Genomic DNA, 22,660 nt, shown 5'->3' with positions numbered 1-22,660 from the left:
GGCGGGGCACGTCTGGTGAACAATGCCTTCATTAATTATATGGAAGAAGAATATTTAGTCAAATGACACAAGATATAGATTATATGCAAACAGAAAAAACAGCGACTTTGATCTTAGACGACGGAACTGTTTTTCGTGGCTTTTCTTTCGGCTACGAAAAGGAGGTGACCGGCGAAGTAGTTTTCAATACGGCGATGACGGGTTATCCGGAAAGCTTGACCGATCCTTCTTATGCCGGCCAGTTGATGGTGTTAACATATCCGTTGGTGGGTAATTATGGTGTACCGGCCCGCACGTTCGGTGCGGATGGCATAGCCACTTTCATGGAGAGTGAAAAGATCCATGCAGATGCTATAATCGTAAGCGATTACAGTCATGAGTATAGTCATTGGAATGCTGAGGGAAGTCTGGGAAGCTGGTTGAAAGAAGAAAAAATACCGGGAATCTACGGGATCGATACACGTGCCCTGACCAAGAAATTGCGCGAACATGGCGTTATGATGGGAAAGATCGTTATCGGCGATGCAAAGACCGACCTGACGGACTTCGGGCAATACGGAAATGTGAATTACGTAGACAAAGTATCCTGCAAAGAGGTGATCACTTATGGCGAAGGCGAAGGAAAGAAACGGGTTGTTCTGGTAGATTGCGGGGTAAAGCATAACATCATCCGCAGCCTGCTGAAACGGGAGGTGACCGTGATCCGTGTCCCCTGGAACTACGATTTCAATACATTGGAATATGACGGCCTATTCATCAGCAACGGTCCCGGTGACCCGGATACCTGCGATGCAGCCGTTCAGAATATCCGTAAAGCATTGAGTGGCGATAAACCGATCTGTGGTATCTGTATGGGGAACCAGTTGCTGGCCAAGGCCGGTGGAGCTTCTATCTATAAACTGAAGTACGGACATCGCAGCCACAACCAACCGGTGCGTATGGTAGGCACGGAGAAATGTTTCATCACCTCACAGAATCATGGGTATGCGGTGGATAACACAACGCTGGGTACTGATTGGGAACCGCTCTTTATCAATATGAATGATGGTACGAACGAAGGTATCAAACATAAAACGAAACCTTTTTTCTCCTCCCAGTTCCACCCGGAGGCATGTAGCGGGCCGACGGATACAGAGTTTATGTTCGATAAATTCGTAGAACTGTTATAAAGAGAGTACGCAAAGCCTCTTTGCCCGAGTGAGCAACAAGGTGTCACCAACGGCAGCGACACCTTCTAGGTGGAGGCAGCGACAAACCCTCTCTGCCTCCAGAGAGGCAAGCTCGCCAACGTTGGCGAGTCGATGCGCCTAAAAAGTGTTAACAAGAAAAATAAGGTCAATATGAAAGAAGATATAAAGAAAGTCCTGATATTAGGTAGTGGCGCCCTCAAGATCGGTGAAGCGGGCGAGTTCGACTATTCAGGCAGTCAGGCATTGAAAGCCATCAAGGAAGAGGGCATCGAAACGGTGCTTATCAACCCGAATATTGCAACGGTACAAACTTCGGAAGGGGTTGCGGACACGGTTTATTTCCTGCCTGTCACTCCTTTTTTTGTGGAAAAAGTGATCGAAAAGGAACGTCCCGAAGGCATCCTGCTGGCGTTCGGCGGACAGACGGCATTGAACTGCGGGGTGGCGCTCTATCAGAGTGGTGTACTCGAAAAATATAATGTCCGTGTGCTGGGTACTCCGGTGCAGGCCATCATGGATACGGAAGACCGCGAACTGTTCGTTCGCAAGCTCGACGAGATCGATGTAAAGACGATCAAGAGTGAAGCGGTGGAAAATATAGCCGATGCCCGTCGTGCCGCTGCCGAACTGGGATATCCGGTGATTGTGCGTGCCGCTTATGCGTTGGGTGGTCTGGGTTCCGGCTTCTGCGATAATGAAGAAGAGCTGGATGTGCTGGTCGAAAAAGCCTTCTCTTTCTCTCCGCAGGTGCTGGTGGAGAAGAGTCTGAAAGGCTGGAAAGAGGTAGAATACGAAGTGGTGCGCGACCGTTTCGACAACTGTATCACAGTGTGTAACATGGAGAACTTCGACCCGCTGGGTATTCATACCGGCGAGTCTATCGTGATCGCTCCTTCACAGACGCTGACCAATACTGATTATCATAAACTGCGTGAACTGGCTATCCGCATCATCCGCCATATCGGAATCGTGGGAGAGTGTAACGTGCAGTACGCCTACGACCCTGAGTCGGAAGATTACCGGGTGATTGAGGTGAATGCCCGTCTGAGTCGTTCGTCTGCCCTTGCTTCGAAAGCAACCGGTTATCCGCTGGCCTTCGTTGCTGCCAAGTTAGGTCTGGGGTACGGTCTGTTCGACCTGAAGAATTCGGTAACAAAGACGACCAGTGCCTTTTTCGAACCGGCACTCGACTATGTAGTCTGTAAGATACCGCGTTGGGACTTGGGTAAATTCCACGGCGTGGCCCGTGAACTGGGTAGCAGCATGAAATCGGTGGGAGAGGTGATGGCTATCGGCCGTACTTTTGAAGAGGCTATCCAGAAAGGCCTTCGCATGATCGGACAGGGTATGCACGGCTTCGTGGAAAATAAAGAACTGGTGATAGCCGATATCGACAAAGCGTTGAACGAACCGACGGACCGTCGTATCTTCGTAATCAGCAAGGCTTTCCGTGCCGGCTATACGATCGACCAGATCCACGACCTGACAAAGATCGACAAATGGTTCCTTCAGAAACTCCACAATATCATCCGGACAGCCGGGGCCCTGGAAAGCTTCGACAAGATAACCGATATACCTGACGACCTGTTCCGTCTGGCGAAGAAGCAGGGTTTCTCTGACTTTCAGATCGCTCGTGCTATCTTCAAAGAACAGATGGAAGACGGCGAAAAGGCAATCCTCCAGGTGCGGCAGGATCGTAAATATCGGGGCATCCTCCCGGTAGTGAAACAGATCGACACGCTGGCTGCCGAATATCCGGCACAGACCAATTACCTGTACCTGACTTACAGCGGTACGGAAAACGATGTGCAATATTTGGGCGACCATCGCTCCATCGTGGTGCTTGGTTCAGGCGCTTACCGTATCGGTAGCTCGGTAGAATTCGACTGGTGCGGCGTGCAGGCGCTGAATACCATCCGTAAGGAAGGTTGGCGCTCGGTCATGATCAACTACAACCCCGAAACGGTTTCGACCGACTACGATATGTGCGACCGCCTCTACTTCGACGAGTTGACCTTCGAACGTGTGATGGATATCCTCGAACTGGAGAATCCGCACGGTGTGATCGTCTCTACCGGAGGTCAGATTCCGAACAACCTGGCGATGCGTCTGGACGAACAGCATGTCAACATCCTCGGAACATCAGCGAAGAGTATCGACAATGCGGAAGATCGTGAGAAGTTCTCCGCTATGCTCGACCGTATCGGTGTGGATCAGCCGCGCTGGAAAGAGCTGAGTAGCATGGACGATATTAATCAGTTTGTTGAGGAAGTAGGTTTCCCGGTCTTAGTTCGTCCGAGTTATGTATTGAGTGGTGCAGCTATGAATGTCTGCTCCAATCAGGAAGAGCTGGAACGCTTCCTTCAACTGGCGGCCAACGTCAGTAAGAAGCATCCGGTGGTAGTCAGCCAGTTCATCGAACATGCCAAGGAGGTGGAGATGGATGCCGTAGCCGACCACGGCGAGATCGTGATGTATGCGATCAGCGAGCATATCGAGTTTGCAGGAGTCCATTCCGGTGACGCTACGATCCAGTTCCCTGCGCAGAAGTTGTATGTGGAAACGGTTCGCCGTATCAAACGTATCAGCAAGCAGATAGCGAAGGAACTGAATATCTCCGGTCCCTTCAATATCCAGTATCTGGCAAAAGACAACGATATCAAAGTGATCGAATGTAACCTCCGTGCTTCACGTAGCTTCCCGTTTGTAAGTAAGGTCCTGAAGATAAACTTTATCGAGCTGGCTACCCGTATCATGTTGGGCTTGCCTGTCGAAAAACCGCGTAAGAATGCGTTCGACCTCGATTACGTAGGTATCAAAGCCTCTCAGTTCTCCTTCAACCGTTTGCAGAAGGCCGATCCGGTTCTGGGTGTGGATATGGCTTCTACCGGTGAGGTCGGTTGTATCGGTGATGATCTTTCGGAAGCTGTTCTTACCAGTATGTTGGCAGTCGGACAACGTATCCCTGCAAAGAATATCCTATTATCTACCGGAACACCGAAACAGAAAGTAGCGATGCTGGATGCAGCCCGGAAACTTGCTAATAAAGGATATAGCTTATTCGCAACCGGCGGTACACACCGTTTCCTGGAAGAAAATAATATCCCGAGTACGCAGGTTTACTGGCCGAGTGAAGAGGGTAAACAGCCGCAGGCACTCACCATGTTGCATGAAAAGAAGATCGACATGGTAGTCAACATCCCGCGTGACCTTTCAGCTGGTGAGCTGAATAACGGCTACAAAATCCGCCGTGCCGCTACCGACCTGAATGTTCCACTGATCACGAATGCCCGCCTGGCAAGTGCCTTTATCGAAGCGTTCTGTACTTTAAGTATCGACGATATTCAGATCAAGAGTTGGCAGGAGTATAAATAAGCATTTGAATTAATTAAATAACGGGGTGTGTCTGGTATGAATAATACAACGGACACACCTTTTTATTTATAGTACAATGACTGAAACGAGTCAGATTATAAGAATGAATATACCCTGAATATGGTATTTCCCACCGTGATCCGTTCATCTATTTTTGCAGAGACAGAAGGTTAATAATTTAAATGAATAAAAATGAAAAGTAAAGTTTACCTGATAAAGCCTCCGTTAATAATCCTCCTGTTGTTATTTACAGTGGGTTTGAATGCACAAATCATAGTGAAAGGACAAGTGATAAATGGAGAAGATAATACCACTATGCCTTTCGCCACCGTAGTAGAGAAAGGTACTACAAATGGAGTGGCAACTGATGCAGACGGAAACTTCGAACTGACCGTATCTTCTCCTGCCACCTTGTTGGTGGTATCTTCACTCGGATACAAAAACCAGGAAGTAAAAGCCGGAAACGGAGTTCCTCTGCGGATTATTCTTGTTCCCGATTTGCAGCAACTGGATGAAGTAGTTGTAACGGCCCTTGGCATTTCGCGAGAGAAAAAAGCATTATCTTATTCGGTGCAAGACCTGAAAGGAGAGGAACTGACCCGGTCACGGCAGACTAATGCGATCGGTTTGCTTTCCGGTAAGGTTGCAGGTTTGCAGGTGACTACCTCAGGTGGGGCACTGGGTGGGTCGAGTCGTGTATTGGTACGTGGTGTCAGCTCCCTGCTTGGAAATAACCAACCTTTGTATGTGATTGACGGTACACCTATTGACAATGCCGAACTAAGTAGCTCTACAACTGCTGTCGGTTATGGAGATAAAGATTATGGGAATACTGCTGCCGATATTAATCCGGATGATATAGAAAGTATGTCTGTATTGAAAGGTGCCTCGGCTACGGCACTGTATGGTTCCAGAGCCAACAACGGTGTGATCCTGATCACGACTAAAAAAGGTTCCAATAAGAATCGGACGGAAATATCCGTCAGCACTGGAGTGAGTTTTGATACTCAAGCACGCCGGAACTTTCCCGAAATGCAGAAGCTATATGGTGGAGGAGCCAGTAACCAGCAGACCTTCAATCAGGTGATGATCGACGGGCAGACCTATAACGTCCCTGCTTATGCGATCGATGAGAGTTGGGGACCGAGATATAACGGTCAGCAGGTTCTTTCCTGGGAGAATCTCTATCCTGAAAATCCGTCGCTTTATCTGAAGACGAAAGAGTGGAAATACCCGGATCATGATCTGATGTATTTCTTTAAGACCGGTGTCTCGTTCGATAATAATATTTCAGTGCGCGGCGGTAATGATATAACGACTTTCCGTGTATCTTATACGAACCGTACCTCTACCGGTACCACTCCCAATTCTCATTTGCAACGTAATAACCTGAGTGCGGGCGGTAGTGTGAAGCAGGGTGATTTTCTTTTCACTGCTTCGATTAACTACATGAATACGGGAGTGAAAGGTCGTCCCTGGACCGGAACATCCAACCGAAATGTGATGACACAAGCATATTCATGGGGACAGAACCAGGTAGACTATAAAGAACTTTCCGACTACCGTCGTCCGGATGGTTCACAACGATTATGGAATGTAACAGCCTGGAATAACCTGGCTCCCAAATATATCGATAATCCTTACTGGGCCGCCAATATGAGTTACTCAGACGAAAAGCGAAATCGTGTTTACGGTAATGCCGGGATGGAGTGGAATATTATAGACGGATTGAAAGCAACGGCAAAAGTACATGGGGATATTTATACTTATGCCCTGGAGGATAGGATTGCCGTTTACTCCCGTACCACTTCGAAGTATTCAGAAAATATCCAGCGTTTCCAGGAGTTCAATTATGAAGGCATATTGCATTATAATAAAGATGTAAAGGATTTTAGATTTACCACTTTTGCCGGAGTGAACCTGATGTCGCAATGGCGGAATCTCAACAATGCAGAAACGCAGGGTGGACTGATCATCCCCGAGTATTATAACCTGAGCAATGCCGGAAGCGTATCAAATATAGAGAAAACTTACCGGAAAGAGATACGTTCTCTGTTTGGCAGTATCAATGTTGGCTGGAAGAATATGCTTTTCCTCGATGCAACATTCCGTAATGACTGGTCGTCTACGCTACCGGCTGATGATAATTCTTATTTCTATCCTTCTTTTTCCGGTAGTTTCATCTTTTCTGAGTTAAATGCCATGAAAGCATATCCCTGGCTGACTTTTGGAAAGCTACGGTTGGGCTGGGCGCAGGTGGGAAACGACACTGATCCTTACAGTCTGTCACGTGCTTATGAATATACAGGCAGCTCCTTCGCTGGTGTCCCCGGTTATGCACTGGATGTAACATTGAACAATGCACGTCTGAAACCGGAGCTGACTCATTCGGTAGAAGCCGGACTGGAACTGAAGTTCTGGAATAATCGTGCCGGACTGGATTTGACCTACTATAATAACCGGACCAAAAATCAGATCATGCAGGTTCCCCTGGCTGTTTCGAGCGGTTATACCAGTCAGTGGATGAATGCCGGTGAGATCAGTAATAAAGGTGTGGAGTTAGTGGCGACTATTGTTCCTGTCCAAACCCCCGACTTCCAGTGGGAAGCGATATTTAACTGGTCGAAAAATATCAACCGTGTGGAAAAATTGAATGGTGACCTGCAGACGTTACAGATAGCCTCCTCCTTTGTCGATCTGCATGCAACAGTAGGAAGTCCTTACGGAGAGTTGACCGGTTTCAACTATGTGTACGATGCACAGGGTGACCGGGTCGTCAATAGCCAGGGTGTTTATGTGAAGACGGCACAGACCGAGTCGTTGGGAAGTATCCTTCCGGATTGGCTGGGTGGTATGCGTAACAATATCCGTTATAAGAACTTTGATTTCGGTTTTCTGATCGATGTGCGGAGTGGGGGACATTTTTATTCTGTTACACATGAGTACGGTATGTATTCCGGTACGCTTGCTTCTACGGCAACCGGAGGAATACGGGAAAACGGCTTGGTGCTGGAAGGTGTACAGGGGGATGTTACTTTCAATCCGGACGGTTCTTACCTGGTAAGTAACGTTCGTCCGAACGATGTGCAGGTATCGGCTTTCGACTGGGGACGTTCGCATAGCAGCGGAGTGCAGGCACAGAATGTATTCAGCGCTTCATATGTGAAACTGCGAGAGATCAGTGCCGGTTATACCATTCCATTGGCAAACCGCTCGGTGGTGAGAGACTTGCGTGTATCTGCCTTTGCCAACAATGTGTGGACAATATGGAAGGCCAATAAGTATTTCGATCCTGATTTTACACAGAGCTCCGGAAATGTACAGGGACTCGATGGAGGGAATATCCCTTCACCTGTTACCTATGGCTTCACTGTCGGTGCTAAATTTTAACAATCAAACAACAAAGAATTATGAAACGAATCAAATATCATCATATACTCCTTATGGGTTTTGCCATGCTGCTTGCGGCATGCAGCGACTTCGGAGATATAAACAAAGACCCGAACAGCCCTCAGGAAGTCCCGACCCAGTCGCTTATCTCGAATGTAGAGAAAAAGATCATGAATGCTGTTCGTTCCACTACCTTGTCAATAGGTGGAACAGACTTGTATGTACAGTGGTTGGCTAACAATACCTATACGGATGCCGATCGCTACTACTGGTTGAGTACGACCGGTAATACGGTTTGGAGCGATCTTTATCTCGCCCAGAATAACCTTGACGAGATCATCCGGTTGAATACCCATGAAGAGACTCGTCTGCAAGCAGCCGCCAATGGGCTGAATGAAAACCAGATTGCCGCTTCCCGCATCCTAAAAGTCTGGACTTACCAGATCATGACAGATACCTGGGGAGACATCCCTTATAATTCGTATGCAGGAAAGAATCCGGCGTTCGACTCCGGTAAAGCGGAAGAGGGCATCATTTATCCCCAATATGCCACCCAGGAGGATATTTATAAAGATATGTTGAATGAGTTGAAAGAAGCCTCTCTGCAAATAAATGTGGACCAACCCGCCTTTAGACAGGGTGATGCCATCTATAACGGTGACGCTTCGAAATGGCAAAAACTGGCTAACAGCCTGAGCTTGCGTATTGCCAATCGGGTACGTCATAAATTGCAGGAAGCAGATGTACGGATGAAGGAGATTATCAGCAACCCTTCCATATATCCAGTTTTTGAAAGTAACGAGGATAATGCTTCCCTGGCTTACGAAACGTCTGCCCCAAACCAGGCCCCGTTCTATGTGGCCACTATTCTGGCGAACCGTAACGATTATGCAGTGAGCAATGTTTTGGTGGATTTCCTGAAAGGGAAACGGGGATCTTTTACGATCGAAGATCCTCGCCTGGCCGTATTTGCACAGCCGAATATCGATGGCGAATATGTAGGGCAGTCGTATGGATTGGATATGTATACCGCCAGCTTGGTCAATCCTGACAAGGTCAGCAAACCCGGTACTGAAATCTACAAAAGCGATTACCGGGAAGTCCTAATGGAATATTCTGAACTACAATTTATCCTTTCCGAATATAAGAACTGGGATGAACAGTATTATAGGAATGGTATCCGTGCCTCGATGCAGAAATGGGGTGTGTCGGAAACAGCTATCGAAACTTACCTGTCAAACGTTACACCTGCCACTGCCGAAACGGTTCTTACACAAAAGTGGGTAGCCCTGTTGTTGCAGGGAAATGAGGCTTGGTCGGAATATCGTCGTACCGGTTATCCTTCTTTTTTGATTAAAAAAGGGGATGTTGTATGGACTGGAACAGTCGACGGTCAGGAGATTATCAAATCTTTTGAACCGATAGGTATCAATACTGTTCCGTCGCGTCTGCTTTATCCTAATAGTGAAATTCAGCTGAATAAGGAACAATACCAGCAAGCGGTTGCACGTCAGGGAAGCGATTTGTTGACAACGTCGGTTTGGTGGGATAAGTAATTGTAAGTCGAAATCTCAATCAGATTTCCATCCGGGTCTCTCAGGTAAATACTGTCGATCGGACCTTTAGCTCCGGTACGGCGAACAATTCCTTCTTCGATCGGGATGTGTCGGTTATCCAGTTCTGCTTTGATCTCTTTTATATCTCCTTCTGCAATCAGACAGATATCCGCACTCCCGAATTCGGGATTTGCAGCTGCCGGGAGGAATTCTCCTTTCCCTACATGCAGATTTATTTTCTGATCACCGAACCTGACGGCGTAACGATGATTGGAAATGTCTGCTTCCATACCAAGGACAGAAGTGTAGAAAGACATACTTTTTTCTATATCCTTCACCGGGATGACCAGATGGTCGAGGCTTTTTATTCTCATATTGGTAACTGACTTAACTACACAAAAATAACTAATATTTGTTTTCAGGCAAGATTTATAACTTAAAACCTTGTAGTGAGATTTTAACGATTTTGAAGAAGATAACCTGAACAAGGGTGGTTATATTTATGTAATAATTTATCAACCAATATGAAGAAAGGATTATTTATCCCGTGTTATATCAATGCGGTGTATCCTGTTGCTCTAACATAGGCTTTTGTTCTCTGCAAGGTGACAGGGTTCCCTTTCATTGTAATTCCTGAATTATCACCTGATGTTTATGTTATTTATTCGAGAAGATCTAATGAGTCGATATAAGATTCTGTTTTCGGATGAAGTTTCAGTACGATCGCTTCAAAAGGTCGTAATGTGATCTCATCCTTCACATCTATATCGATAGGCTTTTTATAATTGCAGAGAACAACCTCGACCTCTTCCAGCAGAAATCCCGGTAAGGCAATTGCAACCAAAGGTGTAAAGTTGAGGGCTACCAGAAAACGATCGCCTTCACTTTCACGCAGGTAGAGGAATGCTCTGGGATTATTTATATCCAGCAAGGTAAATGTACCATATACCAGGTTTGGATTTTCTTTACGGAAAACGATGACCTTTTTGAAATAATTCAAGATGGAGTCTTTTTCTTTCTCTTCGGAAATAACGTTGAAAGTCTGGTAATCCGGATTTACTTTTATCCAGGGTTTTCCAGTGGTGAATCCGGCATTAGCTGATTTATCCCACTGGAACGGGGTGCGGGCATTATCACGGCCGATTTGTTTCTGTTCTTCCAGGAAGGCCTGTGTATTTCCACCTTCCTTTTCAGTTTTCTTATATCTGTTTTTTGTATCGATGTCGTTGTAATCGTCTATGTTTTCGAAACATATATTACACATCCCTATCTCATCGCCCGCAAACCAGTAAGGTGTGCCGCGCATGGTCAGCAGGAAAGTGGCCAGCATTTTGGCGGATACCGAACGAAACCGGGGATCATTGCTACCGAAACGTGAAATCATACGCGGTTGGTCATGGTTACCCAGATAGATGGAGGGCCAGCCTTTATCCACCGCTTTATCCCATTCGTCGAACATCTTTTTCAGACGGATCAGGCTGTAATCGATACCTGTGTCCGGAAAATCAGGAAGCGATGTGTTCCGGATACGGGCTGCATCAAAATGATAAAGCATATTTAGCTCCTCACGATCCGGATCGACGAATTTGGCAACATCTTCAACCGGTACGGCAGAACCTTCTCCCACACTCATACAATCATAATGGCTTAAAACAGCACGGTTCATTTCATGCAAATAATCATGCAGATGTTGACCTTTTGCATAAAACTCGAATAAACCGGGAAATTGTTTTAAGTCTATTTCGGGGAATGAAACATCTTTTGCAATCAATGAAATAGAATCCATACGGAAGCCATCGATACCTTTGTCAAACCAAAATTTCATTATATCGAAAATCTCACGTCTTACATCTGGGTTCTCCCAGTTGAGATCCGGCTGTTTTCGGGAGAAATAATGAAGATAATAAGAATCTGTCTGCTTATTATAAGCCCAGGCGGTACCGTCTTCATCGAAATAACTGGGACGTAAAGGAGGTTCTCCTTGTTCGGCCGGCCACCAATGATAATAGGTATAATAGGGGTTGGTGCGCGATTTGCGTGCTTCCTCAAACCAGGGATGTTCGTCACTGGTGTGGTTAACTACCAGGTCGAGTACGAGACGAAGGCCCCGTTTATGGATTTCGTGGAGTAGCCTGTCGAAGTCTTCCATGCTACCGAATTCTTTCATGATTTCGTAATAATCGCTGATATCATATCCGTTATCATCGTTGGGAGAGAGGAAGATAGGATTTAGCCAGATCACATCTACCCCCAGGTTTTGTATATAGTCCAGTTTAGTAAGGATACCGGTCAGGTCGCCGATTCCGTCGCCATCACTGTCTTTAAAACTACGGGGATAGATTTGATATATAACGGCCTCTTTCCACCAGGCTCTCTCAGTTGTATCGATCCGTTCGGACGTGTTTTCGCTTGTATGTTTTGACATTTCTCGTTTTATTTTTCCTTATAACAACGGGAAAGGGAACATGGTTTAGTACAGATTTTGCATACTATTTGGAAATATGGAAAAAGTATGCTTATCTTTGTCGCATAATTTTATAAATACTCCGATGAAAATATCTTAAGTAAAGCCGGTTTTCACATAATAGTAGTATACTTTCAGTCCTTAAACTGAAAGCCTTATTTGTTATCCTCCCGGCTTCCAGGTGCCATTCTCGGGCACATCTTTTTAATCCATTTCAGTTTCTAACATTTTTAAAGTAATTAGACTATGTGCATATCAGTGCAGCAGCTTAGCTATATCCATGCGGATAAGGAACCACTATTTCAGAATATTAATTTGACGGTAAATAAAGGAGAACAATTATCATTAGTAGGGAATAACGGTTCCGGTAAATCCACCTTGCTACGTATTATTGAAGGCGGCTTGGAACCCGTTTCCGGTGAGGTCGTTTGTTCTTCCAAACCCTATTATGTGCCCCAACATTTCGGGCAATACGATCAACTAACGGTTACGCAGGCCTTACAGGTAGAACCTAAGATCAAAGCGTTACATGCCATTATTGCAGGTGATGCTTCCGAGGAGAATTTTACGATACTTGATGACGATTGGAATATTGAGGAGCGTAGTCTGGCAGCCCTTTCCTTTTGGGGTTTGGAACATGTACAGCCGGATCAGCCCATGCGCCTGCTCAGTGGCGGGGAGAAGACAAAAGTATTCCTGTCCGGCCTGCAGATCCATTCACCGGAAATTATCCTGATGGATGAACCGACCAATCATCTGGATACCGGAAGCAGAAATAAGTTATACAGCTTTATTGAGTCGAGCCGTGCCACGATGCTTATCGTGAGTCACGACCGGACTTTGTTGAATCTGTTACCTTATACCTGTGAACTGGACAGAAGTAAGATAACTCTGTATGGTGGTAATTATGAATTTTATAAAGAACAAAAGGAACAAGCATTAATAGCCTTACAAAATCAGTTGAATGAAAAAGAAAAAGAGTTGCGTCAGGCAAAAAAAATAGCTCGGGAAACATTGGAGAGGAAGAATAAATCGAGTGTAAGAGGAGAGAAAGCAGCTGTAAAGAAAGGTATCCCCCGGATAATGATGGGAGCTATGAGACAGCATGCTGAACAAAGCACCGTTAAACTAAAGGATGTACATGATGAGAAAATGAGTTCGATCAGTTCTACCATTACGGATATCCAGACCGTTTTACCTGATATGCGACAGATGAAAATCGATTTTAACTCCCCTAATCTTCATATCGGTAAAATACTGGTAACCATTAAAGATATGAACTTTGGATATGGTACGGATCGTTTATGGCCTGAGCTGTTGGATCTGCAGATTAAAAGTGGCGACCGTATCCAGTTTAGCGGTAACAATGGCACGGGGAAAACGACATTACTGAAATTGATTTTGGGTGAATTGGAGCCGACCGACGGTTCTATCGACCGTGCCGATTTCAAATATGTATATATTGACCAGGAATATTCGATCGTGAAGCCCCACCTGACAGTCTTTGAACAGTTGGAGCAATTCAATTTGTTTGCTAAACCGGAACATGAGTTAAAAATGATCCTGAGTCGTTTTCTTTTTCCGGTCGGCACATGGGATAAAACCTGTTTAAAGTTAAGCGGTGGAGAGAAAATGAGGTTGGCTATCTGTTGCTTGATGGTCAGCAATAGCACGCCGGATATTTTTATTTTAGATGAACCGACGAACAATTTGGATATACAGAGTGTTAATATAATAACCGCAGCAATAAAGGACTATCAAGGTACGGTGCTGTTGGTCTCACACGATCTTTATTTTGTGAAAGAAATTAAAATAAACAGGTTCGTTGAACTTTTTTCTTCAAGACCTGTTATTAAGATATAGTGTTTTTCATGGTATTAGAATTAAGTTAGATTAGGTTATCCGTCTTGTTCGTGAGAATAGGGCGGTTTTTTTTATGCCCTATGGTTTGTATTTGGACAAAGTCAGTATCTCCTGTGCATTTTCATTTTTCATCAATGCTTCAAGGCTCGTATTCGTTTCTTTCATATATTGGGTTATGATTTGCAGGCCGACCCAACTTCCGATATTCCCCGGTGCATCGCTTGTCAGGAATTGTGCAGGTATGTCTTCGAAGTATTTCATGGTCGTCATTTGGTCGGGAGTATATAAATGTTTACGCTCTACGATAGCTTTCCATAATTTCGCTTCGTTGTTTTTACACCATTCCCATGCTTCGTTCGTATAACCGAACAGACTGGCCGGTGTCATTTCCGGTAGAGCTAATAGAACCAGATATTTAATCTTACCTTCATAGATCGTACGGTCGAGCAGTACATTTTCTTTTCCTGTAAACGGATATTCGGACATCAGCCAACCTGCTACATAATCGGGAACCACGTGTGACGGCTGCATTTTACGGCGTTGGTAGTCATAAAAGAAATCTTGATACAGAGGGTAATCTTCTCCCATATACTTATCGATAGAGAGCGATAATAAACTATCTCCTACCAATACATTCTGATTGAAACCGGAGACATGCATATATAAAGCCGGGATCTGCATGGCCGGGAAGTTTTCATGTATCCAGGCAAAAGCATTCCCGAGCGACTGTTCCAGTTCTGTTACGGAGTCATATTTCCGAATGGCATCGCTATAAAGACTTTTCAATGTCGGCTCCGAATAAAAGTTCTCAAGCTTCGTAAAGAAACCTGGCATATCCGGTGATTGCATGTTCAGAATACCTTTACCTAGAATTTCAGTCATTTGGGGATACTTGGCCAGTAACTGTTGGTTGAATGTACTGTCGTCCGAATTGATCAGTTGAAACACTTCTTTATCGAAACGATTGATAGGCATCGGGGTGGCAGTAGTAATACTGTTTGCATGACTGTTTTGTCCGCTACAACTGCAAAAACTGACGGTCATAAGGAATGTCAGGAATATTTTGAAGATCATCGTTTATATCTTTATGTTATCTATTTACTTTCTTACCTGTCATTTTAATACGTTAAAAAATGTTGCCCGGTATAGTAATTTCAAATACCCGGTATAGTAATCCGATTTACATGGCATGACAGTGACAAATTGATAAACGGATATTTATCGGTTATATTGTATGGAATGTATCTTATTATTACCTTTGCAACCCTTTTTGAATATCCAATATGCAATTTACAAATAAACAAATTTGGCAGATAACCTATCCTGTACTGGTCAGCTTGCTGATGGAGCACATGATCGGCTTAACAGATACGGCTTACCTGGGACGGGTAGGAGAGGTGGAACTTGGTGCATCGGCACTGGCAGGAGTTTATTATCTGGTGATCTATATGTTGGGGTTCGGCTTTAGTGTCGGAGCGCAGGTATTGATGGCCCGGAGGAATGGCTCGCACGATTATACCCGGATCGGTCCGGTATTTATGCAAGGTACGCTTTTCCTGTTATTACTGGCGGGAGCCTTATTTACCATCTCTCATTTCTATTCTCCTGTCATACTACGGAAGCTGATCGGTTCGGATGATGTGTATCTGGCGACCATGAGTTATATCGATTGGCGTGTTTACGGTTTTTTCTTCTCGTTTATAGCAGTAATGTTCAGGGCTTTTTATGTCGGTATCACCAAGACGAAGATACTAACAGCCAACTCGGTTGTGATGGTACTGACGAATGTAATGCTTAATTATGTCTTGATATTCGGTAAGTTTGGATTTCCGGCATTGGGGATTGCCGGGGCTGCAATCGCTTCTTCTATCTCGGAAGCCGTGTCGGTATTGTTTTTTATTCTTTACACCTGGAAGAAAATCGATTATAAGAAATATGCTATGTTCAGCTTCTCCGGGATCGATTTCCGGATGTTGAAGCAGATATTAAATGTTTCTATCTGGATCATGGTGCAACATGGTATTGCATTTTTAGGTTGGTTTATCTTTTTTGTCGTGATGGAGCATCAGGGGGAACGACCGTTGGCTATTACGAATGTGGTGCGTAGTATATCTTCTTTCCTGTTTATGTTCGTCAATGCTTTTGCTTCCACCTCGAGTTCGCTGGTAAGTAACCTGATCGGTTCAGGGAAATCGGATCAGGTGATGGGATTGTGCGGGCGTATGATTCGTCTCTGCTATTTCTTCGTGTTGCCGATAGGTGCGCTAATAGCTTTATTTCCAGACCTGGTTTTGAGGATATATACAGATAACCCGGACTTGATACAGAGTTCTATTCCTTCGTTATGGGTAATGCTTTCCTCTTATATCCTGGCAGTTCCCGCTTTTATTTATTTCTTCAGTGTGTCGGGAACTGGAAATACACAGTCTGCGTTACTGATCGATATGGCTAGTATATTTGTATATGTAGCTTATACCTATTGGGTCGGTGCCTGGTTAATGGTGGATGTCGCTGTTTGCTGGACAACGGAGTATGCTTATAATGGGATGTTATTGATCTCGTTCTTCTATCTTTGGAAAGGGAATTGGCGGAATAAAAGAATCTGAATATATCTTTTCTTTCATCGTTTTATAAGAACTGTCAGTCGTAGTGAAAGATCGAAGAATACCATCTTGGCATTTACGTTCTGTGTAATGTGCCGTTCTGCTTTGGCCAGTTCTTCCATGATATCGAATACGTTCCTCTCGTTGACGAAAGGAGCGAACTTGACGGCAAATCCTGCTTCATCCATATTCATATAATTCAATTCCGGAGACTGGAAACGGTACATAAAGTTTTCACGGATCAGGTGCTGGCAGTATTGCAGGAAATTTTTTTGCCGTTCGCGTCCGATGCCAGCCAGAATATCTCCCATTACTTTCATCCCTTTTACATTGCGTGCCCAGGAATTACGCATCATCGTTTTAAATTGTTCCAGGTAGAAACTATTCTCTTCACTCAGGCTGATTGCTTCTACGGCTTTCAGGTAATTACCGTTTGCCAAATGCGCGACATGCTTGGCATCGTCTGCTGCCAGTCCAAATTGTGTGACCATAGCAGATGTAATCGCTTCCGGATGGATAGATCGTACATTGATCCGTTGCGCACGTGACAAAATTGTTCCTAATACCTGATCGGGTATTTCCGAAACCATCAGGATAACGGTGTTTAAAGGTGGTTCTTCGATAACCTTCAATAGTTTGTTGGCACAGGTTGGGTGCATTTTTTCCGGTAGCCATACCAATAAGATACGATAGGTCGCTTCATATATTTTCAGATTTAACTTACGTATAATCTCATCGCTTTCCTTTGAATAGATGATAGCCTGGGAATTACCGGCGTCGATGTAATCGAGCCATCCGTCTATATTGAAGTAAGGACGCTCTTTTAGGAAACTGCGCCATTCGGTCAAATAGTCATCGCAGACTTCTTTTTTCTTTTCTTTCTTGGCAACAATAGGAAATACAAAATGTAAATCAGGATGTGCCAGTTCATTGTATTTCAAACAGGAAGGACATGTTCCGCAGCCATCTGTCTCTGTTCGGTGTGTGCAATTCAGGTAACGGGCATAAGCTAATGCCAAAGGAAAAGCTCCTGCTCCTCCCTGTTCCGTAAATAACTGGGCATGAGGTACAACACCCGTTTGTGCTGAATGGATAAGTCGTTTTTTTATTTCTTCCTGACCGATTATATCTTTGAAATACATGAATGTTCCTTTTGTATTGTTAGAACAAAGGTACGAATAATCGGGAAAAATAAGAAGATATCAGTGCGATATACCTTCAGACCAGGTGAATAAAGTATAGGAGAGGTAGATAATCCTTTAATTCTTTGCGTAATATATTTAAAGCTTGTTGGATTCGATAGTCTATTGTTTTACTTGATACTCCAACCTGTTCGGCTATTTCTTTGTAAGTCTTATGCTGGAAACGGTGCATGACAAATGCTTCCCGGTAACTGTCGGGTAATTTGTTGATAGCTTTTTTTAGTAATTCTCTTAGTTCGGTGATCTGATAGTAGTCAGTATCCTGCAACATTTCCTGCATTTGTTCGAAAAATACGGTATCCGCTTTATTCTTTGCTTGTAAACTGGCTATTTTGTTAATAGCCCTGTTATATATTATTTTAAACAGATATTGGCTGAGCGATTTTTCGATAACCAACTCTTTACGGGATTCCCATAACCAGAATAGAACATCCTGTACGATCTCCTCTGAATCTTCTAAAGAAATGAATTTGTGACAGTATGCACATAACATAGGGTAATATTTCCGGAATAGGCAAGAATATGCATTCCTGTCTGACTGACGTAGTGCCGACAGAAGAAAATCCTCATTTTGATATTGCTCTTGAAGTATACTCCTTTTCATGTCTTTATCATATCTCAGAGCAAATATCATAATTTTTTTTGAAAAAAGTCGATTTCTGTTTAGGAACTCATGTTCCGGGACCTGTCATAATAATAAAAAGAGATTTAATGAGTGAAAGAAATATAGATATTATAGAGGAGCTTCTTCCTCGTTATTGTGAAGGTAATGCTTCTGCGGAGGAAAAAGAGATGGTTGAAGCTTGGATCCGTCAATCGGATGAGCATTATAAGATAGCTCAACAGATACAGTTGATTTATTTGGCGACAGACACTATTTCTATAATGGATATAGTGAATACGGACAACGCTTTAAATAAAGTAGATGGTCGTATCCGTAGAAGTCAGTTGAAGGTCTTGTCTATGTGGGGACAGCGGGTGGCTGCAATCTTATTTATACCGTTGTTGATCGCTTACCTGTTGCAAGTACTTATTCCGGAAAAGCAGGATATACGTATGTTGGAAGTACGGACAAATCCGGGAATGATGACCAATCTGACATTACCGGATGGTACGAAGGTAAATTTGAACTCTGAATCTTCGTTGATATATCCGGAAAGATTTGAAGGGAATCTTCGTTCGGTTCGTTTGGAAGGTGAAGCTTTCTTTGAAGTGGTGAAGAATCCGGAAAAACGTTTTATTGTAACTACTCCTCACAATGCCAGAGTAGAAGTATTGGGAACATCTTTTAATATGGAAGCATTTAAGTGGGATTCTATTGTTTCGACAACATTGATCAGTGGAAAAGTCGCTTTTATTACTAAGTCCGGTCAGGTTGATATGAAGCCCGGTGAGAAATTGGTTTACAACATACAGGCAAACCGACCGAGAGTATATCACACAAGTGGAGAAACAGAGACCTCCTGGAAAAATGGAATGATTGTTTTTAAGAAGACTCCTTTTAAAGAAGCGATTCGTATGTTGACGAAAAGGTATAATGTGGAATTTGTAGTATCAAATAATAAATATGTAAACGATCTTTTTACCGGATCCTTTACCGATCATCGATTAGAACAGATATTGGATATATTCAATGCTTCTTCCGGAATAAAGTGGCGCTATCTTCCGAAAGAAAATAAATTGGATAGAAAAAGTAAAGTAGAAATCTATTAAAAACAAAAGCGTATGGCAAACAGTCCCCCTTGAAACGAAAACATTCGGATAAATATTGGCGTATTCATCCGAATGAAAAAATTAAACTGAAAGAAACCTGTTTGGCGACAGGTTCGTATCAAATCATTTTTTTACCTTAAAAGAGTATACAAAGTTATGCAAAAATTATTTATTGCCCAATTGATATGGGTGACAAAGTCACTTGTGTTAACCTTAAAAAAAATCCCATTGGTTATGAAGCTGTTTTTTATCTTTATGATTAGCTCTATTAGCTTACTACATGCCTCTGGTAGTTATGCACAAACAGCAAGGATTAGTTTGGATACTAAAAATCAGACCGTGCAGAATGTGTTGGAGCAAATAGAATCAAAGAGTAATTTTTCTTTTTTTTACAACAATCGTCATGTAGATTTGAATCGTAAAGTATCGGTATCTGTTGATGATGCTGATATATTTAAAGTATTGGACGTTATCTTTTCCGGGACTAATGTCGGTTATTCTGTTGTAGAAAATCGAATCGTATTATCCGTAAAATCGTCGAATCCCGTAATATCCCAGAATAGGAAAAAAATAACGGGAACAGTAGTTGATGCAACAGGTGTACCTATTATTGGAGCCAATGTAATGGTAAAAGGGACGACTAATGGAACGGTAACGGATATGGATGGTCGGTTCTTGTTGGAAACATCCGATGATGCTATTTTGGAGGTGTCTTATATCGGTTATGCAAGCTATGAAACACCCGTTAGTAATAGAACTTCTTTTAATGTTGTTTTGAAGGAAGATCTGAAAACATTGGACGAAGTAGTAGTAGTAGCTTATGGTACTCAGAATAAGAGAAGTGTAACGGGATCTATGGAAACTGTTAAGTTGGATGATCTTTCCGATCTGCCTGTCGGTCAGTTCTCCCAGAAGATGCAGGGACAAGTAACCGGTGTACAGATCAGTCAGGGTTCAGGTAGACCGGGGCAAGGTGTAAGTGTCCGTATCCGTGGTGCTGCTTCTATTTCTACATCCTCTACACCTCTGTATGTTGTCGACGGTTTCCCGATCGTGGGAGATATCAATAACATCAATCCGAACGAAATAGAAAGCATGACGGTCTTGAAAGATGCTGCTGCTACTTCTTTGTATGGTTCGAGAGCGGCCTTCGGTGTTATACTGATAACAACCAAACGGGCAAAGGCCGGAGAAACTAAAGTAAGTGCAAATGCTTATACGGGTATCCAGCAGGTTCCTAAAAACGGGCGTCCGGAATTGATGAATGGTACGGAATGGGCTCAATTCAGAAAAGAACATTATGAAGATATGGGGATAGATGTACCTGATGCCTTCAAGAATCCGTCTCAGTATGGTGAAGGTTACGACTGGTATGATGCGATGTTGCGTACAGCCATGATCGGTGATTATAGTGTATCTGTAAATGCTAGTAAAGGTGACTTTACAAGTTCTGTTGTATTGGGCTATTTCAGACAGGAAGGTGTTGTAAATAATTCTTCTTACAATCGTTTTACAGCACGTGCGAATAATGAATATAAGTTCAATGATAAATTTAAGATTGCCTTTAATATTGCACCGAGCTTTAGTTTCGATGATGCACCTCCCGCCGACGGATTCTTTGGAAGTGGTGGTGGTTTGCTGGATAATGCCAGATTAACACCCCCTATTCTTTCCTGGAAGGATGCAGACGGTTCGTTGCCGGTTACAGTAACGACACCGGGTGTAACCTCATTTGAAACCCCGAACTGGATCCGCTCAGCGAAAGATATTACTAACAAATCTCAATGGAACCGTTTATTGACCAATGGTTATCTGGAATATGAACCGATTAAAGATTTAAAGTTAAAAACAAGTATCAGTGTGGATTTAGGAAATAGTAACACTCATTATTTCCAGCCTTCTACAGCCGGACGTGCTTTTGCTGCGGCTCCAAGTAAGATCAATGCTTATCTGGCTGATAAAACATTCCGGTATTGGTCCTGGCTTTCTGAAAATACAGTATCGTATGCTAAACAATTCGGTGACCATTCATTCGATATTTTAGGCGGTTATACCGTACAGCAATATCGTAGCGATTATTCGGAAATAACAGGATCCAATTTCCCAGACGACCGTATCCAAACGATCAATATGGCTTTGGTTAAAAATAATCCTTCTATGGATATTCAGGAATGGAGTATGATCTCTTATCTGGCTCGTTTGAATTATGATTATAAAGGACGTTATTTATTAAACGCAAGTATCCGTCGTGATGGTTCTTCCCGTTTCGGTAGAAATAATAAATGGGGTAACTTCCCATCTGTTTCTTTAGGCTGGGTAGCCAGTGAAGAAGAATTTATGCAAAAGATAGAACCAATCTCTTTCCTGAAGATTCGTGGTAGTTATGGACTGGTAGGTAATAATAACATAGGAAACTATACACATTATAATGTGGTAAGTAGTGCTAATACCGTATTTGGCGACACATCATCCAGCGGAACAGCTGTAACACAGTTGGGTAATGATAATCTGGGATGGGAAACGACCAAGCAACTGGATTTAGGTGTTGATTTTGGTTTCTTGAATAACCGTATCAATTTCACTTACGATTATTATGATAAACGTACGACCGAACTGCTTTATAACCTGCCGATCCCTCAGGAATCCGGTTTCTCCAGTTTCACAGGTAATGTTGGTAAGTTGAAGTTCTGGGGACATGAATTCTCTTTGGACACCAAAAACCTGGTAGGCGAATTTAAGTGGAATACTAATTTCAATATTGCCTTTAGTGACAATAAGGTGTTGGCTTTGTCAGGAGGTAGTAATCAGATCGTAGCTTATGCGGAACGTGTTTCTACAATAACCAAGGTCGGTGGTCGTATAGGACAGTTCTACGGGCCGATTCAGTTAGGTGTTTATGTCGATCAAAATGATTTCGATCGCTCACCTAAGATGGTGGACTCACAGGTTGGAACTATTAAATTCAAAGATATTAATGGTGATAATGTTATTACATTAACTGATGTAGACGGGGATAAAACAGAAATCGGTAACCCGTTCCCTAAATTCGTATTCGGTTTTACTAATAACTTCTCTTATAAGAATTTTGATTTGTCTATTGTTACTTCCGGAACTTATGGGAATAAAGTATGGGCGAATGAAGAAGGTATTACCAATCTGGATGGTGTTTTTAATGTACTGAAGGCTGTGAAAGACAGATGGCGTTCACCGGAAAACCCGGGTGCCGGATTATATGGTAAATCAACCGGAGCAACGGAACCTGACCGTTCTAATCATTCAAGAAGTGTATATAATGGTAGCCACC

Annotated in this window: 13 protein-coding genes; 8 read left to right on the top strand and 5 right to left on the bottom strand. The window is 43.4% G+C overall.

Annotated features, from left to right (window positions below):
• Positions 1-62: 62 nt before the first annotated feature.
• From carA to QZ076_RS18975, 4 genes are all read left to right on the top strand, one after another.
• Positions 63-1,169 carry a glutamine-hydrolyzing carbamoyl-phosphate synthase small subunit gene (gene carA / locus QZ076_RS18990; protein WP_293716163.1) on the top strand — a complete coding sequence of 369 codons (1,107 nt, stop codon included), beginning with the start codon at positions 63-65 and terminating at the stop codon, positions 1,167-1,169.
• A gap of 171 nt (positions 1,170-1,340) precedes the next feature.
• Positions 1,341-4,565, top strand: coding sequence for a carbamoyl-phosphate synthase (glutamine-hydrolyzing) large subunit (gene carB, locus QZ076_RS18985; RefSeq protein WP_293716160.1), 3,225 nt, complete (start codon positions 1,341-1,343; stop codon positions 4,563-4,565).
• Between the two features lie 192 nt (positions 4,566-4,757).
• Complete coding sequence (locus tag QZ076_RS18980) at positions 4,758-7,955, top strand: SusC/RagA family TonB-linked outer membrane protein (protein WP_293716157.1); 3,198 nt, start codon at positions 4,758-4,760, stop codon at positions 7,953-7,955.
• Between the two features lie 20 nt (positions 7,956-7,975).
• The gene (locus tag QZ076_RS18975; protein ID WP_293716154.1) at positions 7,976-9,511 is read left to right on the top strand and encodes a SusD/RagB family nutrient-binding outer membrane lipoprotein; all 1,536 of its coding nucleotides are present in this window, start codon (positions 7,976-7,978) and stop codon (positions 9,509-9,511) included.
• On the opposite strand, the gene QZ076_RS18970 is transcribed toward QZ076_RS18975, so the two are convergent.
• Positions 9,466-9,885 (bottom strand): VOC family protein, encoded by a 420-nt coding sequence (locus tag QZ076_RS18970; RefSeq protein WP_293716151.1) that lies wholly within the window; start codon positions 9,883-9,885, stop codon positions 9,466-9,468. The genes QZ076_RS18975 and QZ076_RS18970 overlap by 46 nt on opposite strands.
• Before the next feature lie 287 nt (positions 9,886-10,172).
• A complete protein-coding gene (locus tag QZ076_RS18965; protein ID WP_293716148.1) occupies positions 10,173-11,936 on the bottom strand; it encodes an alpha-glucosidase in 1,764 nt (587 codons plus the stop codon).
• A gap of 285 nt (positions 11,937-12,221) precedes the next feature.
• Between QZ076_RS18965 and QZ076_RS18960 the strand changes: the two genes are divergently transcribed.
• Complete coding sequence (locus QZ076_RS18960; RefSeq protein WP_293716145.1) at positions 12,222-13,838, top strand: ABC-F family ATP-binding cassette domain-containing protein; 1,617 nt, start codon at positions 12,222-12,224, stop codon at positions 13,836-13,838.
• 78 nt (positions 13,839-13,916) lie between these two features.
• Here the strand turns inward: QZ076_RS18960 and QZ076_RS18955 are convergent, their stop codons facing one another.
• A complete protein-coding gene (locus QZ076_RS18955) occupies positions 13,917-14,912 on the bottom strand; it encodes a gliding motility protein GldB (protein WP_293716142.1) in 996 nt (331 codons plus the stop codon).
• A 209-nt stretch (positions 14,913-15,121) separates the two neighbouring features.
• Between QZ076_RS18955 and QZ076_RS18950 the strand changes: the two genes are divergently transcribed.
• Positions 15,122-16,444, top strand: coding sequence for an MATE family efflux transporter (locus QZ076_RS18950; RefSeq protein ID WP_293716139.1), 1,323 nt, complete (start codon positions 15,122-15,124; stop codon positions 16,442-16,444).
• A 14-nt stretch (positions 16,445-16,458) separates the two neighbouring features.
• Here the strand turns inward: QZ076_RS18950 and QZ076_RS18945 are convergent, their stop codons facing one another.
• Complete coding sequence (locus QZ076_RS18945) at positions 16,459-17,583, bottom strand: DNA polymerase III subunit delta (protein WP_293716136.1); 1,125 nt, start codon at positions 17,581-17,583, stop codon at positions 16,459-16,461.
• A gap of 76 nt (positions 17,584-17,659) precedes the next feature.
• Positions 17,660-18,247 carry an RNA polymerase sigma-70 factor gene (locus QZ076_RS18940; protein WP_293716133.1) on the bottom strand — a complete coding sequence of 196 codons (588 nt, stop codon included), beginning with the start codon at positions 18,245-18,247 and terminating at the stop codon, positions 17,660-17,662.
• 107 nt (positions 18,248-18,354) lie between these two features.
• On the opposite strand from QZ076_RS18940, the gene QZ076_RS18935 reads away from it, so the two are divergent.
• Positions 18,355-19,356 carry a FecR domain-containing protein gene (locus QZ076_RS18935; RefSeq protein ID WP_293716130.1) on the top strand — a complete coding sequence of 334 codons (1,002 nt, stop codon included), beginning with the start codon at positions 18,355-18,357 and terminating at the stop codon, positions 19,354-19,356.
• Positions 19,357-19,590: 234 nt separating this feature from the next.
• Positions 19,591-22,660 (top strand): TonB-dependent receptor (locus tag QZ076_RS18930; protein ID WP_293716128.1); only part of this gene is annotated, 3,070 nt, incomplete at its 3' end.

The sequence above is a fragment of the uncultured Parabacteroides sp. genome (assembly GCF_905196875.1).
Lineage (GTDB): Bacteria > Bacteroidota > Bacteroidia > Bacteroidales > Tannerellaceae > Parabacteroides.
The sequence above is the reverse complement of the archived record's forward strand: the minus strand, read 5'-3'. Positions and strand labels throughout refer to the sequence as shown.

Bases quoted from the DNA above. Each gene is read 5' to 3' on its own strand.
- carA (WP_293716163.1), top strand. From the start codon at position 63: ATGACACAAGATATAGATTATATGCAAACAGAAAAAACAGCGACTTTG.
- carB (WP_293716160.1), top strand. From the start codon at position 1,341: ATGAAAGAAGATATAAAGAAAGTCCTGATATTAGGTAGTGGCGCCCTC.
- QZ076_RS18980 (WP_293716157.1), top strand. From the start codon at position 4,758: ATGAAAAGTAAAGTTTACCTGATAAAGCCTCCGTTAATAATCCTCCTG.
- QZ076_RS18975 (WP_293716154.1), top strand. From the start codon at position 7,976: ATGAAACGAATCAAATATCATCATATACTCCTTATGGGTTTTGCCATG.
- QZ076_RS18970 (WP_293716151.1), bottom strand. From the start codon at position 9,885: ATGAGAATAAAAAGCCTCGACCATCTGGTCATCCCGGTGAAGGATATA.
- QZ076_RS18965 (WP_293716148.1), bottom strand. From the start codon at position 11,936: ATGTCAAAACATACAAGCGAAAACACGTCCGAACGGATCGATACAACT.
- QZ076_RS18960 (WP_293716145.1), top strand. From the start codon at position 12,222: ATGTGCATATCAGTGCAGCAGCTTAGCTATATCCATGCGGATAAGGAA.
- QZ076_RS18955 (WP_293716142.1), bottom strand. From the start codon at position 14,912: ATGATCTTCAAAATATTCCTGACATTCCTTATGACCGTCAGTTTTTGC.
- QZ076_RS18950 (WP_293716139.1), top strand. From the start codon at position 15,122: ATGCAATTTACAAATAAACAAATTTGGCAGATAACCTATCCTGTACTG.
- QZ076_RS18945 (WP_293716136.1), bottom strand. From the start codon at position 17,583: ATGTATTTCAAAGATATAATCGGTCAGGAAGAAATAAAAAAACGACTT.
- QZ076_RS18940 (WP_293716133.1), bottom strand. From the start codon at position 18,247: ATGAAAAGGAGTATACTTCAAGAGCAATATCAAAATGAGGATTTTCTT.
- QZ076_RS18935 (WP_293716130.1), top strand. From the start codon at position 18,355: ATGAGTGAAAGAAATATAGATATTATAGAGGAGCTTCTTCCTCGTTAT.